This window comes from Amycolatopsis sp. NPDC021455 (assembly GCF_040640995.1).
Lineage (GTDB): Bacteria > Actinomycetota > Actinomycetes > Mycobacteriales > Pseudonocardiaceae > Amycolatopsis.
In genome coordinates, this window is sequence record NZ_JBFACT010000022.1 from 68037 (window position 1) to 84391 (window position 16355).

The window sequence follows — 16355 nt, forward strand, 5'->3', positions numbered from 1 at the left end:
CTGGAACGCCTCAGCCGGACCCGGCGGTGGGCGTCGCCGCCGCGGGCTCGGCTGGGCGGGCGAACCAGCCCGGCCTTCACGTCCGTCCAAACGGTTTACAAGACCGCCTCCGCTTCCTAGGATTCGCCGGGCAAGCCAGCGCGTTCGAGCGCCCTCAGGGGAACTGGAGGTTCCGGTATGGCGCGCGCCGGCCGGCGGGAGGATGATCCGTTCTCCGTTGATGCGCTTCTTCGGGAGACCGGGGCTGTTCCTCGCTCACTTGAGGGGTCCGTTCCCACCCTGCGCGTTCGTGAAGACGACACCGGTGAGGGTTACCGGGAACGGCTCGAACAGCGGGCGCGTGAGGCCGCCGCCGCTCAGCAGCGGGCCGGGCGGCGGATTCGGTGGGTCACCGCCGTCTGTGGGGCCGTTGTCGTTCTTGCCAGTCTTGTCATCATCGCCGTCACCTCCGAGAGCTCGCCCGCTCGGCAGACCGCGCTCGCGCCCGATCCGCTCGCCCCCGCGACCACGACTCCGCAGGCCGTGTCCAGCACGCCGATGTCCAGTTCCAGCCCGGCGCCGGTGCCGACCGTGCTGCGGCAGAGCGAGACCTCGGCGACGTCGTCGGCCGCGCCGCCGCCCAAGACCTCCAGCCAGGCCGCCGCGCCTCCGCCCGTTCGGACCGCCTCGTGCACCGTGCACTACGCCGTGACCGACCAGTGGAACAACGGCTTCACCGCGAACGTCTACGTCACCAACACCGGCAGCGAGGCGCTCTCGCCGTGGACTGCCGCGTGGACCTTCACCGCCGGCCAGCGGGTCACGCACAGCTGGAACGGCGACTTCTCGCAGAGCGGCTCACGGGTCACCATGAAAGCCGTCTCCTACAACCTCACCTTCGCCCCGGGGGCGACCATCGACATCGGCTTCAACGGCTCTTTCGACCGCGGCAACCCGCCGGCCACCGGGTTCACCCTCGGCGACGCCCGCTGCGACGTCGTCTGATCCGGCGGCGCCGCGGTTGACGCCCGCCGCTCGCGGGTAGCCGCCAGGGATCGGCTACCCGCGGGAGGAACCATGTCGGAGCCCCACCACGAGACCGGCGAGCAGGACTCGAGCGGCAATACCGTCGACGATCCGCCCCGGCGCGACGAGCCCGACGGGCCGCTCGAGGACGAGGACGCCAAAGCGCGACCCGGCCATCCCGGTTCGCAGGAGAACTTCCGCGGCGGCGACTAGGTCGTTTCCTCGGGGCGGCGGCGCCCCAGCGTCGCTTCCGGGTGCTCGGTGCGGCGGTCGGAGCCGCGCAGCACCTCGCGTGCCTGGCCTTCCGGGTCCGCGCTGTCGACGGCCTGCTCTTCGGGCAGCAGTTCGGCGCGGGTCTCGGCCCGCTCGGCGATCTCGTCACGTGCCATGCTCGCCGGATACCCGCGCTGGCGCCGTCTCAGACACCTCGCAGCCAGCCCAAGGCGAGCGCGACGACCAGCGCGGCGACCATCAGCACCAGCACTCCGGTGAGGACCAGCCACAACACCGGCATGGCCTTCGACGGCATCGGCTGCGGGTGCGACAGCCCCGACGTCTGGGCCGAGTCCGGCGGCGTGCTGCCCGGCGGCACACCGCCGCCGGCTTCCAGGTCGGGGGTCCTGCGGGGGTCCGGATCCGGCGGTTCGGCAGTCATGTCACGGCGGGTGCCCGGCCGGGCGCCGGGCAAACTCACTCGCGCGAGCGGCGGTTCCCGGCGGCGTCGCGGCGGAGCCGGTCGGTGTGGGCCGAGATTTCCCCGAGCTGCTCGGCCAGGGCGCCGGTCAGGTGCGGCCGCGCGGCGGCCAGCGGCGGGAGCAGCCTCGCCGGGTCGTCGTGGCCGAGGGCCGCGCCGATGCGGTCGGCGCTCTCCTGGGCCGCCGGCCCGAGGCCGTCGAGCGCGCTCACCCGGCCGGCGAGCTGGCGCAGGATGGCGGAGTTGCGCCGCGCCCAGTCCGCGACGGCCCGGTCGCCCGCCCGCCGGTCACGCTCCGCGTCGACCCGCGCCTCGCCCGTTTTCTCACCCGTGTGCGACGGCTGCAGCCGCAGATAACGCCGTTCCGCGGCCTGGCGGCTCGCGACGCCCAGCGCCGGCGCCAGCGCCACCCAGCTCGCGCCGGCCGCCCTCGCGGCGGTGATCAGCTCCGGTTCCCAGCCCGCGAGTTCCTCGCGCAGCAGGCGAAGCCCGGACAACGCGGTCAGCAACTGGGCCTGGTCCGCCGAGCCCGCCCGGGCGGCCTCGACCACCTCCTGGAGCCGGCGCAGCGCGCCGGCGGGATCCGTCCCTTCCATCACGTCATCCTTTCGACGACCTGTCTCTTGTCATCGTTTTGACGACATGCTAGAACAGAACCGCGTGTTGACACCAGAGTCGTCGAGCACCAGGAGGTGGATCCCCATGTTGATGCGCACCGACCCGTTCCGCGACCTCGACCGCTTCGCCCAGCAGGTCTTCGGCGCTCCCGGTACGTGGTCGAAGCCGTCCGTGATGCCCATGGACGCCTACCGCGCGGGCGACGAGTTCGTGGTCTGCTTCGACCTGCCCGGTGTCGATCCCGGCGCGATCGAGCTGGACGTCGAGCGCAACGTCCTCACCGTCAAGGCCGAGCGACGGCCCCTGCCGACCGGTGACGACGTCCGGATGCAGGTCTCCGAACGGCCGCTGGGCGTGTTCTCCCGCCAGCTGTTCCTCGGCGACACCCTGGACACCGAGCACATCACCGCCGGCTACGAGGCCGGCGTGCTGACCCTGCGCATCCCGGTCGCCGAAAAGGCCAAGCCGCGGCGCATCGAAATCGCCGGCACCGGCGAACGCAAGGAGATCAAGGCCTGACCCGCCCGAGGTGGGGCCGCGAGCGCGGCCCCACCCGCACGGCGCCGAGGAGGGTTGCGTTGACCGGAAGAACCATGACCGGCGAGCCGGCCCCGGTGACCGCGTTGCTGGAAGAGCTGCTGGAACGGATCGCCGCCGACGTGCCGGGCGCCCTCGGCGCGGCGGTGTCCGTGCACCACCGCGGCGGCCCGCTGCACGTGGCGGCCGGCCACGGGCTTTCGGCCACCTTCGTCCCCGCCCAGCTGGACGGCCTCGGCGGCCCGGTCCCGACCGCCGGCGGCACGGGCGAGCCGGTGGTGACCGCCGACGTCTTCGCCGACGAACGCTGGCCCGCACTGACGTTGAGCGGCCTCATCGAGCACCACCCCGACCTCGCGGCGGACTGGCCCCGCGTACGCGGTGTCGCGGCCGTGCCGACGGTCTGGGACGCCGGGGGAAGCCTGGTGCTGTCCGTGGTGCTCGACCGTCCCGCTACCCAGGAGACGGTGAACGTGTTGCGGCGCCACGAAAGGCTGGCCGCGATGGCACTGGCCGTCGCCGAAGCGGCCCGGCCGGACCGGACCGGACAGATGCTGGACCTCCTGCAGTCGCGGGCCGCGCTGGAGGAGGCCAAGGGCATCGTCATCGCCCTGCGCCGCTGCGGCTCCGACGAAGCCTGGGTCACGCTGCGACGGGCGAGCCAGGAGTTCAACGTCAAGGTGCGCGAGCTCGCCGTCGCGCTGGTCGAACTGGTCGCCGGCGTACCGGCGCCCCAGCCGGACGGCGACCGGGCGATCCGCCCCGGCCCGCTCGCGCGTCGTGCCGCCAAGCGGGTGCTGCGCGCGCTCGAAGGAGCCCGTCCGGCGCGAAACTGACTCAGGCTCGTTCGACGCGGAAGACCGCGATGCGGCCGGCCGCCGCCGCGACCCCGTCCGGCGTCGGCGCTTCCGCGAGGCCGGTCGTGACGAACCGCTTCCCCACGCTCGGCGGGCTCGTCTCCACCAGCTTGCGCAGGACGGGCCGCCGCTCCTCGACCGGCAGCTCGACCAGCCGCGCGGTGGACGAGCGCCGGCCACGGGTCAGCGTCACCTCGCCCGCGGCCCGCACGTTCGCCACCCAGGCCGCCTTCGGATAGGCCTGGACGATGTAGTGGTCGCCGTCGACGGGGACGACCGCGATCGGGAAGGTGCGCGGGACGCCGGTGCGCCGTCCAGGCACAGTGAGCAGCCGCATCGGCCCGAAGGCGACGCCGAGCCGCTGCAGTCCCACGACGATCTTGTTGCCGGCGTTGACCATCCGGCGGTAGCTCTGCGCTGTTGTCATGCCTCGACGGTACACCAGATCATATGGAACTCATATGATCTGAACTTCGCACTTGGTTGCGCGGGTCAGCTGCTCCGCGGGTGGTGCGAGTGCTCGGCCGAGGTGATCTCGCGGTCCACGTGGTCCGCGTGGTGCAGCGCCTGGGCCAGCAGGCCGCGCACGTGGTCGTCGGCCGCCGAATAGTAGACGAACGTGCCTTCGCGGCGGCCCCTCACCAGGCCCGCCAGGCGGAGCTTCGCCAGGTGCTGGCTGACCGCCGTCGGGGCCGCGCCCGCCAGCTCGGCCAGGCAGGCCACCGACGACTCGCCCTGCAGCAGCGCCCAAAGCACCTTGATCCGGGTGGGGTCGGCCAGCAGCCGGAACGACTCCGCGGCCAGGTGGACCTGCTCTTCGGTGGGCATGTCGAACTCCGGCAGCGAGGCGTGCATGGGCGTACCTTACTACTTGCGTATCTGCGTGCTTGCGCAGATAGACTCACTCCCATGACCGGACACGGACACGGCCACGGGCACCGCCACTCCCGGTGGCGCCCGCACAGCCACGACAGCGCCGACCGCGTCGACCACGCCCTCGAAACCAGCCGGCGCGGGGTGCGCGCCCTCGTGTGGTCCTTCGCCGCGCTGTTCGTCACCGCCCTCGCGCAGCTTGCGCTCGTCCTGGTGACCGGGTCGGTGGCGCTGCTGGGCGACACGATCCACAACTTCGCCGACGCGCTGACCGCCGTCCCGCTCGGCATCGCCTTCCTGCTCGGCCGACGCGCGGCGACCCGCCGCTACACCTACGGGCTCGGCCGGGCCGAGGATCTCGCCGGCGTGGTCGTCGTGCTGGTCGTCGCGGCTTCGGGAGCGATCGCCGGGTACGAATCCGTGGCGCGGCTGTTCGACCCGCGGCCGGTCGGATACCCGTGGGTGATCGCCGCGGCCGGGCTGATCGGCTTCGCCGGCAACGAACTCGTCGCGCGGTACCGGATCTCGGTCGGGCGCGAAATCGGCTCGGCCGCCCTGGTCGCCGACGGGCTGCACGCCCGCACGGACGGCTTCACGTCGCTGGCCGTCGTCGCGGGCGCGGCCGGCGTCGCCTTCGGCTTCCCATTCGCGGATCCGATCGTCGGGCTCGGGATCACCGCCGCCATCCTCTTCGTCCTGCGCGACGCGGCGAAGGAGGTGTTCCGGCGGCTGCTGGACGCCGTCGACCCGGCGTCGGTCGAGCTGGCCGAGCGCACGGCCCGCGACGTCGAAGGCGTGCTGGCCGCCCGAGACCTGCGGATGCGCTGGATCGGGCACCACCTGCGGGCCGAACTCGCGGTCACGGTCGCGGCGGACCTGACGGTCGAAGCCGCCCACGCGCTGGCCCACGAGGTGGAACACCGGCTGCTGCACACGATCCCCCGCTTGACCGCCGTCGTGGTCCACACCGAACCGGCCACCGGGGCCGACCGGGCGCACGAAACCGTCGCCCACCACCGGTGAGCGACGCCCTTCACGAGCAGACGGGCTGCTCCACCGGCTCCGGCTTCGGGCTCAGCACCCCGGCGAACACCGCGGCCAGCACGCACAGCACCACGGGCACCGCGAAGGTGAGGTTCAGCGGCATCCACCGCGTCAGCCCGCCGATGAGGGCCGGACCCGCCAGCAGGCCGACGTAGCCCAGGCCGACGACGCGGGCCATCAACGCGCCCGAGGCCCGGGTGTCCAGGTTGCCCGCCGCGGTGAACAGCTGCGGGACGCCGCCCGAGAGGCCGAGGCCGAACAGTGCCCAGCCCACCAGGGAAAGCGGTACCCACGGGGCCGCCGCGGCCGTCGTCAGGCCGAGCGCCGCCAAGGTCGCGCCGTAGCGGACGATCGCCGCCGGGCCGGCCCAGGCCGCGACGCGGTCGGTCAGGAACCGGCCGGTCGTCATCGCGACGGCGAACGCGCCGTACGCCAAGGCCGCGGTGGACGCCGACGTGCCGAGCACCTTTTCCATGTGCAGCGCGGCCCAGTCGTTCGCCACGCCCTCCGAGAGCATCAGCGCCAGGGCCAGCAGGCCGAGCAGCCACACCGTCTTGCCCGGGGTACGGCGGCGCACCGGCTGCGGCGTCTCGGGCGAGTCCGCCGGCTCCGGCGCGTCGGACGACTCCATCAGGAACCGCGCGGAGGCCAGGGAAAGCAGCAGGCACAGCGCGCCGGTGCAGGTGAGGGTGACGCCGGTGGGCACGCCCGCGCCGAGCGTGGCCGCGCCGATGACCGCGGCGAGCGCGCCGCCGATCGACCACATCGCGTGGAAGGCCGCCATGATCGGGCGCGGGTAGGCGCGCTCGACCACGACGGCGTGCGCGTTCATGCCGACGTCGATGGCGCCGTTGCCGAAGCCGAACAGCGCGAGCGCGAGCCCCAGCGTCCACCAGGAGTTCGCGAACCCGGGGCCGCACAGCGCGAGGCCGAGGAAGATCCCGGCGGCGGGCACCAGCCGCCGGTGACCGAGCCGGTCGACGAGCGGCCCCGCCACCTGCATGCCGGCGAACGCGGCGCCGCCGAGCACCAGCAGCAGCGCGCCCAGTGTGCTGTGCGAGATGCCGGTCGCGCGCTCGACGTTCGGGATGTGCACCACCCACATGCCCATGCCGAACCCGTTGAGGCCGAAGAACATGAAGGTCGCGAACCGGGCGGCGCGCGGGCGGGGCGGAGCGGTCGTCATCGGCTCTCCGTGGGGGTGGGGACGGCGACGTGCACGAGCACACCGCGTTCGGCCAGCGCGGCGCGCTGGTCGTCGGGCGCGCCCGGATCGGTGATCACCACGTCCGGTCGGTCGGCGGGGCAGACGTGGGCGAGCGCGGCGCGGCCCCACTTGGCGCCGTCGGCGAGCACGATCGCGCGGGCCGCGACGGCCAGGGCCTGCTGCTTGACCTCGGCGTCGCCCAGGTCGAAGGCGGTGAGCCCCGATTCGACGTCGAACGCGCACGGGCTCAGCACCGCGACGTCGAACCGCAGCGCCCGCAGCGACGCCAGCGTCAGCGGCCCCGTCAGGGCCTGCTCCCCCGGCCGCGGCTCGCCGCCGGGCAGCAGCAGCCGGACGCCGGGCGCGTCGGCCAGTTCGCGGGCCGCGTGCAGGGAAAGCGGCATCACCGTGATCGTGCGCCCGCGCAGCAGCCGCGCCAGTTCCAGCGCGGTGGTGCCGCTGTCGAGCACGATCGTCTCGCCGTCGCGGATCAGCTCGGCCGCCGCCACCGCGATCGCCCGCTTCGCCGCGAGCGCCGCCGTCGCGCGGGCGGCGAACGGCGGTTCGATCCCCGACGGCGACGCCGGGACGGCCCCACCGTGCACGCGCCGGAGCACGCCCCGGGAAGCCAGCTGGTCGAGATCACGCCGGACGGTCATCTCCGACGCGCCGGTCGCCTCCGCCAGCTCGGCGACGCCGACCTGGTCGGCGGCGCGGAGCCGCTCGACGATGACCCGGTGCCGTTCCGCGCTCTTCACCCCGCGATGCTCGCAAGCAGGACCATTTCGCACAACCGAATTGTTCGTACGATCACGCAGATTGTGCGAACGCGCGGTACGGCATGATGGGGCCGTGCGCGCCGCCGAGACGATCGCGACCCCGTGACCGGGGGCTACCTGAAGGGCCGGATCCGCCGCGAGGACATCATCACGGCGGCCGCCGCGGCGTACGGCGAACTCGGCTACCACGGCTCGTCCCTCCGCGCGATCGCCAAGCGCGTCGGGATTTCGCACGCCGGCCTCCTCTACCACTTCCCCACCAAGGAGGCCCTGCTCGCCGCCGTCCTGGAACGGCGGGACGCCGAGGACTCCGAGCGGGAACAGCTGACGGTGCCGCCCGGGCTGGACGTCCTGCGCCACTTCGTCGCCCTCGCCGAGCACAACGTCCGCCACCCCGGCATCGTCGACCTCTACTCGCGGCTGGCCGCCGAAGCGGTCGCCCCGGAACACCCGGCGCACGAATACTTCGTGCGCCACTACCGAGCGGCGCGCGACGGCGTGCACGAGTCGTTCGCGGCCCTCGCCGCCCGCGGCGAGCTGCGGGCGGGCGTCGAACCCGGGATGGCGGCGCTGACGTTCATCGCGCTGATGGACGGGCTGCAGGTGCAATGGCTGACCACGCCCGGCGACGTGGACCTGGTCGGCTCCCTGCGCGGTTACCTGCAGAACGTGCTCACCATCCCGCTCTAGAGGGTCTTCGCGTACGGGTCCCAGCCCGCCGGCAGGGCGGGCGGGACGGCGGTGGTGCTGCCGACCTCCACGGACTGCCGGCGGGTCAAGGACTCTTCGATCGCCAGCATCGCGTCGAGCACGTGGTAGGCCAGCTCGCCCGACGCGCGTTCGGGCACGCCGGCCCGGATCGCCCTGGCCAGTTCCAGCGTGCCGGTGCCCCGCGAAGCCGCGTGCCCATCGGGCGGCAGCTCTTCCGGCTGGTCGTCCCCGGGCCGGTACAGCCGCGTCGGGCCGTCGAACCGGTTGGGGTCCGGCAGCACGGCGGTGCCGAGCGTGCCGGTCAGCTCGACGAACCCGACCCGCCGCAGCGCCGAATCGAAGCTCAGCACGAGCTGGGCGGAGCTGCCCGCCTCGAACTCCACGAGCGCGGTGACCGTGGTCGGCACCGTCACCGGAAACGCGGTCCCGGCGCGGGGACCGGATCCGATGACACGGGTTTCCCGCGCCCGCCCGCCGGCCCCGGTGACGCGCCGGATCGGGCCCAGCAGGTGCACCAGCGTCGTCAGGTAGTACGGGCCCATGTCGAGCAACGGCCCACCACCGGCCTGGAACAGGAACTCCGGGGCCGGGTGCCAGTTCTCCGGACCGGGGACCTGGAACAGAGCCAGTGCGGTCAGGGGGCGGCCGACCCGGCCCGAGTCGACGGCTCGGCGCGCGGTCTGCAGCCCCGCGCCGAGGACGGTGTCGGGGGCACTGGCCACGCGCAGGTTCTTCTCCCGCGCGCGATCCAGCAGCTTGCGGCCGGTCTGGCGGTCGAGCGCGAGGGGCTTCTCCGCCCAGACGTGCTTGCCCGCGTCCAGCGCGGCGAGCCCGACCTCGACGTGCGACGCCGGGAGGGTCAGGTTGACCACCAGCTCGACGTCGGCGTCGCCGAACAGCTCGGCCACCGTGCCCGAACGCGGCACGCCGAACTTCGCCGCCTGCGCCGCCGCGCGATCGGTGTCGAGGTCGGCGACCCGCAGCACCCGGACGTCCGGGAAGCTCGTGAGGTTCTCGAGGTAGGTGCCGCTGATGGTGCCGGCGCCGACGATCCCCACGCCGACCGGACCGCCGGTCACCGGACGGCGCCGGTCAGGAAGGCGTGGCTGGCGGCGAGGGCTTCGAAGAGGTCGCCGTCGAAGGCGTCGAACTCGACCACGCGCAGCGCGTCCGGCGCGGCGGCGAGCACTTCGGCGACCGGGACCCGACCCTGCCCGGCCGGGACCTGGCCGGTGGCGTCGGTGGCGAGCCCGCCGTCCTTGACGTGGATCGCGCGGACGCGGTCGCCGAGGCGCCGCAGCAGGGCGGCCGCGTCCTCGCCGCCGGCGGTCGCCCAGTAGGTGTCGACCTCCAGGGCCACGGCCGGGTCGAGCCGGTCGGCGAACACCTCGAACGCGCTGCGGCCGTCGATCCGGGACGCCAGCTCCCACCAGTGGTTGTGGTAGCCGACGCGGACGCCGTGCTCGGCCGCGAGCTTGGCGGCGGCGTTGAGCGCCTCCGCCGTGGCCGCGATGTCGGCCGGGTCCTGCCACCGCTCCGGCGGGACCAGCGGGTCGATCACCAGGCCGATGCCCAGCTCGGCCGCGGCCGAGAACACGGCCGCCTGGTCGGCGCCGATCAGCCGGGCGTGCGCGGTCGGCGCGGTGAGGCCGTTCGCGGGCAGGCCGGAGCGCAGGGCTTCGAGGTTTTCGACGACGCCGTACGGCTCGACCTGCGTGAAGCCGATCGCGGCGAGCCGCCGCAGGGTGTCGGCGGGATCGGCCGCGAAGGCGTCGCGGACCGAATACAGCTGCACGGAAAGCAGGCTCATCCCGGCTCCTGAGGTCACGGTGGCGGCCGCCCGCCACGGCTGTCCCTCAATTCCTACCACCTGGTCGGAATTCTCACCAGGAGCCGTGTTTCGGCGAGCACGGTTTTGGCGAGCGGCCGATGGGGCAGTAACCCGAAGAGGCGAACCCGAGGACCGAGCCGGGAGGTGCGGCAAGTGGACAGGGCAGGGGACGAAACGGACACGCCGGCCTTCGGCCACCCGGCGGTCCGCCGCGACCTGACGGAGCTGTCCGAAGCCGCGCGGGACCTCGACCGCCGGATCGAACAGCACCTGGAACGCCTGCGCCGGGAACGGGCCCAGCGTCTCCGGGCCTATGACGACATTCCGGACCAGCGGCTCCGCCCGAGCGGCTGAACGGGCGACCTCGCGTTTACCGCCCGGACGCGGCCTACTACTCTGGGTGGCCCAACGCCGCACGCCGAAGTCCTGCGAGGTCGCCATGTCCGACACTCCGCCCGCGCTGTCCCCGAGCCAGAAGCCGGTGGGGGTCGACCCCGACCGCCCGAGCATCGCGCGCATCTACGACGGGTTCCTCGGCGGCAACAACTTCTACGAAGTCGACCGCGTGGTGATGGAGAAGATCCGCACGGCGGTCCCGGAAGCGGTGGACATCGCGCGCGGCAATCGCGGGTTCCACAACCGCGCGCTGCGGATGCTGGCGAACCAGACGAAGATCCGGCAGTACGTCGACTGCGGGTCCGGGCTGCCGACGGCGGAGAACACCCACCAGATCGTGCAGCGCATCGACAAGGACAACACGGTCGTCTACATCGACAACGACCCGGTGGTGCTCGCGCACGGCCGCGCGCTGCTCGTCGAAAACGATTTCACCCACATGGTCGAGGCGGACATCTTCAAGCCGCAGGAGGTCATGGGTCACCCCGACGTGGTGCGGCACATCGACTTCACGGAGCCGGTCGCGCTGCTGCACGTCGGCACGATGCACCACTTCGAAGGCGACGGCGCGGTCGACGTCATGCGCGAGTACATCGACGCGCTGCCGTCGGGTTCCTACGTCGTGCTGTCGCACTTCTTCGACCCCGAGGTGCCGGAGCTGACCGAGATCGCCAAGCGCATCGAGCAGATCCTCGTCCAGGGTCCGCTCGGCGCCGGCCGCTTCCGCACCCGCGCGGAGATCGAGGCGATGATGGACGGCCTCGAGCTGATCCAGCCGAACGCGACGTCCGAGCCGGGCCTGGCAGTGTGCGACGAGTGGTGGCCGGACGGTCCCCGGCTGACGCCGCTGAGCGGCTCGGCCCGCTGCGTCGCCGGGGTCGTCGGCCGCAAGCCGTAGGCTACCGCAGCCGCCACAGGTGGTCCGCGGTCCCGCTGTCGGCGAACTGCACGACCTGCGCACTGTCCGCTGTGGACATCCCGTCGACGCCGAGCACCTTGCCGGAGTTGCGGTTCACGATCCGGAACCAGCCACTCCCGTCGTCACGCAGCCGCCACTCGTGGTCCGCGGAACCGTTGTCGGTGAACTGCACCACCAGCGCACTGTCCGCAGTGGACATCCCGTCCACGCCCAGCACCTTGCCCGAGTTCGCGTTGCGGATCAGGAACCAGCCGTCCGCCGTCGGCTCGAAGCTCCACAGGTGGTCGGCCGTGCCGTTGTCGGCGAACTGGACGACGCGGGCGCTGTCGCCGGTCGACATCCGGTCGACACCGAGGACCTTGGCCGAGTTCCGGTTCTCGATCCGCACCCGGCCGTCCGGCACCAGCCGCCACAGGTGGTCCACGGACCCGTTGTCGGCGAACTGCACCACCTGGGCACTGTCCGCTGTGGACATGCCGTCGACGCCCAGCACCTTGCCGGAGTTGCGGTTCTTCAGCCGCCACCAGCCGTCGCCGTTGTCGACCGGCTGCCACAGGTGGTCCGCGGTGCCGTTGTCGGTGAACTGCACCACCAGCGCACTGTCCGCGGTGGACATCCGGTCCACGCCGAGCACCTTCCCGGAGTGGTGGTTGCGGATCCGGTACCAGCCGTCGCCGTTCGGGACCAGGTGCCAGAGGTGGTCGTCGGTACCGTTGTCGGCGAACTGGACCACCCGTGCACTGTCCGTCGTGGACATCCCGTCGACGCCGAGCACCTTGCCGGAGTTGCGGTTCACGATCCGGAAGCCCGCGCCGCCACCGCCCGGCAGCCACGGGTGCCCGTCCGGCGCGGCCGTCGGGAACGACGACACGCGGAGCCGGGCGGCGCCCATCGGGATCAGTGTGACCGTCTCGACCGGGGCTTCGCTGCGGGCCGGTGAGGGCTGCAGCGGCATCACGACGTTCTGGTCGTCCGTGGTCCATTCGGCGATCTTCCGTACGGACGCGGCGATCTTGACCGGGACGGTGTCCGGGGTGAACGGGTTGGCCGGCAGCGGCCCACTGGCCGCGGAGAAGGTCAGCGCGGCATCGGTGGTCAGCCCGTAGTTCCACGGCGTCGTCGCGTGCACGGCGTACTCCGGGAACTGCGCGGTTCCGCCGAGCCGCTCGTAGTTCTCGCCGATCTTCAGCGAGTACGTCAGCGGGCCGTGGTCGACGGACAGCGAGTCGTGGTTCGCCTGCCATGTCCGCGTCGTCGTGCGCTGCGGCAGCGTGAGCGTGACGACGTCGCCGTCCGTCCACGTCCGGTCGATCTTCGTGAAGGACGGCCCGGCCGGGGCCGTCACCGGCGCGCCGGCCACGGTGAGCCGTGGCGCCGTGCACCAGGCCGGGATCCGCAGGTACAGCGGGAACGCGAGCCGCCGTGGCGTGCGGACGGTGAAGGTGATCCGCTCGGAGAACGGGTAGTCGGTGTCCTCCGTGACGGTCACGGAGGTACCGCCCGCGACCTTCGCCGTCACGCTGCTGGCCGCGTACATCGCCGCCGCGAGCCCGTTGTCCGGCGTGGCGAGCCACAGCTCTTCGGTGAAGTACGGCCAGCCCATGCCGTAGTTGTGCGGGCAGCAGCGGTACTGCTCCACACCCGGCAGGTAGGCCTGCATCGGGAAGGTGTTCTGGAACTGGCCTTCGCTCTTCGGCACGTCGTCGAGGTCGACGCTGTTCGCGCTGGTGATGTAGTGCACCGCGCGGCCGGCCGGGTCGAGCGCGGCGGGCAGGGAGTTGAACGCGAGGTCCTCGCAGCGGTCGGCCCACACCGGGTCGCCGGTCAGCCGGGTGAGCAGCTGGTGGCTGGCCATGAACTCGACGATCCCGCACGTTTCGAAGCCCTGCCGCGGATCGCCGAAGCCGGGCCGCGCGTTCTCGTCGCCGGCGAACCCGCCGCCGGCGAACTGGCCGTAGGCCGCCATGATCGTGGCGTAGTCCGAGTAGGTGGCCTCGGTCAGGGACGCGGCGCCGGAGCGCAGCGCGTACTGCGCCGGCTCGCGGAACCCCTGGGCGACGTTGACGTTGTGCAGGCTCGGCAGGTTCCCGACCCAGTTCGCGCCGTAGGCGTGGATCTTGTCGGCGAGGGCGAGCAGGAAGGCGTCGCCGGTGCGGTTGTAGAGCCAGAAGACGCTGTCGAGCCCGTCGCCCCAGCGGACGGACACCCAGCTGGAGTCGAAGGCGCTCTTGCCCTGGGCGTTCATGTACCGGAGGAACCGGGTCATGAACGGGACGATCCTTGCGTCGCCGGTGTACTCCTGCCAGGAGCGCAGCGCTTGCAGCAGCGGCAGGTAGGGCCAGAAGTCCGGACCGCCGTTCAGCTTGGTCCGCAGCATGACCGGGCCGAAGAACCCGTCGGCCTGCTGGGTGGCGAGGATGGCGTCGATCCAGCGGCGGGCCGTCGCCAGCGCCGTCGCGTCACGGGTCACCACCGCCAGGTCGACGTAGCCGCGCAGCCAGTACGGCACCTCTTCCCAGCCCTCGCCTTCGGGGTGCACCCAGCCGCTGGTGGCGAAGTTCAGGTAGCGCGACGTCTCCGGGTAGTGCCCGCACAGGCCGTCGAGCTGCAGCCGCAGCTGCCCGGCGAGCCAGCCGCGGGCGGTGACCGCGCCGGGCGGGAGCCGGAGGAAGGCGGCCGGTTTCAGCGGCGCGGCGTTCGGCGTGTACAGCCCGCCCTTCGCGGGCGCGACCTTCCGGCAGCGCAGCACGGCGGCCCCGGCTGCCGGGGTGTTCGCCCCGGTCAACAGGCTGGCGGCGACGGCTCCGGCGACGAACTGCCTGCGGCTCAGCGACACGGCGACCAGCCTCCGCTCGTCTTTACAACGTTGTAAAAGCCAGTTCTACACCGGCTGATACAACGTTGTAAATCCGCCGTTCGCCGCAGGGCCCCAAGCGCCCCAATGTGGCGTTCGGTGCGTTGGACGCACCGAACGCCACATTGGGTGCGTCCAACGCAACCAACGCCACATTGGGGCGTTCGGGTCAGGCGATGGTGCGGAGACGGCGGAAGGCGAAGAAGACCAGCGCCGCCGTCAGGAGCACGAAGATCCCGGTCTCGATGCCCTGGAAGGTCCAGAACCGGTCGCCCGGCTGGTACCGCAGCCAGTTGTAGGCGCCCGGTCCGGCCCCGGTGTTGCCGCAGCCGCCGGCCGGACAGGGGCCGATCTGCGCGCCCGGCAGCACCAGCTCGCCCGCGGCGTTGCGGACGCCGTTCTCGAGGACCCAATCGCCCGCCGCCGGATTCGGCGTCTGTCCTCCCGGCGGGAACGAGAGGGTCCGTGCCGCAAGGTATCGCGGCCGGGCCAGGACCTCGATCGCCACGCGGACCACCGCGAAGCCGACGAGCGCGATTCCCATGGCGGGCAGCATCTTCCGCCAGTACGTCCCCGCGAAAACGCCGAGAGCGAGCGCGAAGAGCGTGTACGCGACCGGGACCAGCCCTTGGACGTCGAACGCGACGTACGCGAGCCGTCCGCTGGTCGCGGTGACCAGTGGCTGGAACCACCACGACACGCCCAGCGCGTACCCGATCGCCAGCACGACGGTGATCGCGCCGAGCAGGCCGAACTTCACCAGCGCCCAGTGCAGGCGGCTGACGCCCTGGGTCCACACGAGCCGGTGGGTGCCCTGTTCGACCTCGCGGGCGACCAGCGGCGCGCCGAAGAACACGCCGACCAGCACCGGGAGGACGACGAACAGGACGGCGACGAAGGTCAGCCCGCTGAACTGCTGCTCGAACTGGTGCCCCAGGCTTTCGCAGCGCGCCACCGCTTCGGTCTGCGTGATCATCGACGCGCTGCCGAGCGCGGCCCGGCAGGCGGGCAGGCCGAGGCTGTCGTACTTCGCGTGCATGGCCAGGCCGGTGGGCACCATGACCGCGGCCAGCGCGACCAGCGCGCCGAGGGTGAACAGCGCCTGCTTGCGGTGCTGGCGCCAGGTCAGCCAGATCATGCCGGCACCTCCCACGCGGCCGCGCTCACCCGGGCGCCGGCGTCGTCGAGGTGGGCCAGCACCACGTCTTCCAGCGTCACTTCGTGCTCCGTCCACAGTGGATCGATCGGGCCGTCGCCGCGGCGGACCAGCAGCGTCGACTGGCGTTCGGTGTGGCTCGCCCGGACCACGTCCGCCACCCCGGCGATGGACTCGCTGCCCGCCCGCGGGCCGACGAGCGTGCGGTGCGCGTCGAGCAGGTCCTCGACCGCGCCGGTCAGCCGGACGCGCGACGCCCGCAGGACGACCAGGTGGTCGCAGGTCCGTTCGAGGTCGGCGAGCAGGTGGGAGGACAGCAGCACCGTCGTCTCACTGTCGGCGACCGCGCCCATCAGTGCCTGCATGAACTCACGGCGGGCGAGGGGGTCGAGGCTCGCGATGGGCTCGTCGAGCAGGAGCAGCCGGGGGCGCTTGGCCAGGGCGAGCGCCAGTGCGACCTGGGCCCGCTGGCCGCCCGACAGCTTGCCGACCGGCCTGTCCGGCGGGATGCCGAGCCGGGCGAGCCGTTCGCGGGCCAGCGCGGCGTCCCAGCGCCGGCGGTTGAGCTTGCCGCCCATGGTGATCAGCTCGGCCGCGGTGAAGTCCCGGTACAGCGGGGTGTCCTGCGCGACGAACCCGATGTCGGCGAGCACGGACCGCGGGTCACGCCCGAACACGCGCACCTCGCCCGCGTCGGGCCGCAGCAGCCCGACGGCCAGGTGCAGCAACGTCGTCTTGCCCGCCCCGTTCGGGCCCACCAGCGCGACGATCCGCCCGGCGGGCACCTCCAGCGCGCAGTCCCGCAACGCCCAGGCGCGCCCGTACCGCTTGCCCAGCGCGCGGGCTTCCAGCGCCAGCTCCATTTTCCGGACTC

Annotated in this window: 20 protein-coding genes; 8 read left to right on the forward strand and 12 right to left on the reverse strand. The window is 72.6% G+C overall.

Annotated features, from left to right (window positions below):
- The first annotated feature begins 177 nt into the window (after positions 1-177).
- Both AB0G28_RS24280 and AB0G28_RS24285 read left to right on the forward strand, forming a co-directional pair.
- Positions 178-984 (forward strand): cellulose-binding domain-containing protein, encoded by an 807-nt coding sequence (locus AB0G28_RS24280; protein WP_361092997.1) that lies wholly within the window; start codon positions 178-180, stop codon positions 982-984.
- A gap of 72 nt (positions 985-1056) precedes the next feature.
- A complete protein-coding gene (locus tag AB0G28_RS24285; RefSeq protein ID WP_361093000.1) occupies positions 1057-1218 on the forward strand; it encodes a hypothetical protein in 162 nt (53 codons plus the stop codon).
- Here the strand turns inward: AB0G28_RS24285 and AB0G28_RS24290 are convergent.
- From AB0G28_RS24290 to AB0G28_RS24300, 3 genes are read right to left on the reverse strand one after another with little or no spacing between them, the layout of a single operon-like run.
- Positions 1215-1394 (reverse strand): hypothetical protein, encoded by a 180-nt coding sequence (locus tag AB0G28_RS24290; RefSeq protein WP_361093003.1) that lies wholly within the window; start codon positions 1392-1394, stop codon positions 1215-1217. The genes AB0G28_RS24285 and AB0G28_RS24290 overlap by 4 nt on opposite strands.
- 29 nt (positions 1395-1423) lie before the next feature.
- A complete protein-coding gene (locus AB0G28_RS24295) occupies positions 1424-1660 on the reverse strand; it encodes a DUF6480 family protein (protein ID WP_361093006.1) in 237 nt (78 codons plus the stop codon).
- 35 nt (positions 1661-1695) lie between these two features.
- Positions 1696-2295, reverse strand: coding sequence for an HSP18 transcriptional regulator (locus tag AB0G28_RS24300; protein WP_361093009.1), 600 nt, complete (start codon positions 2293-2295; stop codon positions 1696-1698).
- A 106-nt stretch (positions 2296-2401) separates the two neighbouring features.
- Between AB0G28_RS24300 and AB0G28_RS24305 the strand changes: the two genes are divergently transcribed.
- Positions 2402-2836, forward strand: a complete 435-nt coding sequence (locus tag AB0G28_RS24305) for an Hsp20/alpha crystallin family protein (RefSeq protein ID WP_361093012.1) — start codon at positions 2402-2404, stop codon at positions 2834-2836.
- A gap of 59 nt (positions 2837-2895) precedes the next feature.
- The gene (locus AB0G28_RS24310) at positions 2896-3690 is read left to right on the forward strand and encodes an ANTAR domain-containing protein (RefSeq protein WP_361093015.1); all 795 of its coding nucleotides are present in this window, start codon (positions 2896-2898) and stop codon (positions 3688-3690) included.
- 1 nt (position 3691) lies between these two features.
- Here AB0G28_RS24310 and AB0G28_RS24315 read toward each other — a convergent pair whose 3' ends face one another.
- A complete protein-coding gene (locus tag AB0G28_RS24315) occupies positions 3692-4138 on the reverse strand; it encodes a nitroreductase family deazaflavin-dependent oxidoreductase (RefSeq protein WP_361093018.1) in 447 nt (148 codons plus the stop codon).
- Between the two features lie 65 nt (positions 4139-4203).
- Positions 4204-4566 (reverse strand): metalloregulator ArsR/SmtB family transcription factor, encoded by a 363-nt coding sequence (locus AB0G28_RS24320; protein ID WP_361093021.1) that lies wholly within the window; start codon positions 4564-4566, stop codon positions 4204-4206.
- 54 nt (positions 4567-4620) lie between these two features.
- Between AB0G28_RS24320 and AB0G28_RS24325 the strand changes: the two genes are divergently transcribed.
- Complete coding sequence (locus AB0G28_RS24325; protein ID WP_361093024.1) at positions 4621-5607, forward strand: cation diffusion facilitator family transporter; 987 nt, start codon at positions 4621-4623, stop codon at positions 5605-5607.
- Positions 5608-5617: 10 nt separating this feature from the next.
- On the opposite strand, the gene AB0G28_RS24330 is transcribed toward AB0G28_RS24325, so the two are convergent.
- Together AB0G28_RS24330 and AB0G28_RS24335 are read right to left on the reverse strand one after the other, a co-directional pair.
- Positions 5618-6814, reverse strand: coding sequence for an MFS transporter (locus AB0G28_RS24330; protein ID WP_361093027.1), 1197 nt, complete (start codon positions 6812-6814; stop codon positions 5618-5620).
- Positions 6811-7593, reverse strand: a complete 783-nt coding sequence (locus AB0G28_RS24335) for a DeoR/GlpR family DNA-binding transcription regulator (RefSeq protein WP_361093030.1) — start codon at positions 7591-7593, stop codon at positions 6811-6813. The genes AB0G28_RS24330 and AB0G28_RS24335 overlap by 4 nt, the downstream gene beginning before the upstream one ends.
- Positions 7594-7716: 123 nt before the next feature.
- Here AB0G28_RS24335 and AB0G28_RS24340 point away from each other — a divergent pair, with 123 nt between their 5' ends.
- Positions 7717-8304, forward strand: a complete 588-nt coding sequence (locus AB0G28_RS24340) for a TetR/AcrR family transcriptional regulator (protein ID WP_361093033.1) — start codon at positions 7717-7719, stop codon at positions 8302-8304.
- Here the strand turns inward: AB0G28_RS24340 and AB0G28_RS24345 are convergent.
- Positions 8301-9383, reverse strand: coding sequence for a Gfo/Idh/MocA family oxidoreductase (locus tag AB0G28_RS24345; protein WP_361093036.1), 1083 nt, complete (start codon positions 9381-9383; stop codon positions 8301-8303). The genes AB0G28_RS24340 and AB0G28_RS24345 overlap by 4 nt on opposite strands.
- A gap of 17 nt (positions 9384-9400) precedes the next feature.
- Entirely contained in the window at positions 9401-10135 is a 735-nt protein-coding gene (locus AB0G28_RS24350) for a TIM barrel protein (RefSeq protein WP_361093039.1), read from the reverse strand.
- A gap of 174 nt (positions 10136-10309) precedes the next feature.
- Between AB0G28_RS24350 and AB0G28_RS24355 the strand changes: the two genes are divergently transcribed.
- Positions 10310-10510 (forward strand): hypothetical protein, encoded by a 201-nt coding sequence (locus AB0G28_RS24355; RefSeq protein ID WP_361093042.1) that lies wholly within the window; start codon positions 10310-10312, stop codon positions 10508-10510.
- Positions 10511-10595: 85 nt separating this feature from the next.
- Positions 10596-11450 carry an SAM-dependent methyltransferase gene (locus AB0G28_RS24360; protein WP_361093045.1) on the forward strand — a complete coding sequence of 285 codons (855 nt, stop codon included), beginning with the start codon at positions 10596-10598 and terminating at the stop codon, positions 11448-11450.
- Position 11451: 1 nt separating this feature from the next.
- Here the strand turns inward: AB0G28_RS24360 and AB0G28_RS24365 are convergent, their stop codons facing one another.
- From AB0G28_RS24365 to AB0G28_RS24375, 3 genes are all read right to left on the reverse strand, one after another.
- Complete coding sequence (locus tag AB0G28_RS24365) at positions 11452-14307, reverse strand: RICIN domain-containing protein (protein WP_361093048.1); 2856 nt, start codon at positions 14305-14307, stop codon at positions 11452-11454.
- 187 nt (positions 14308-14494) lie between these two features.
- Positions 14495-15463, reverse strand: a complete 969-nt coding sequence (locus tag AB0G28_RS24370) for a transporter (RefSeq protein ID WP_361093051.1) — start codon at positions 15461-15463, stop codon at positions 14495-14497.
- Positions 15460-16344, reverse strand: coding sequence for an ABC transporter ATP-binding protein (locus AB0G28_RS24375; RefSeq protein WP_361093054.1), 885 nt, complete (start codon positions 16342-16344; stop codon positions 15460-15462). The genes AB0G28_RS24370 and AB0G28_RS24375 overlap by 4 nt, the downstream gene beginning before the upstream one ends.
- Positions 16345-16355 lie beyond the last annotated feature (11 nt).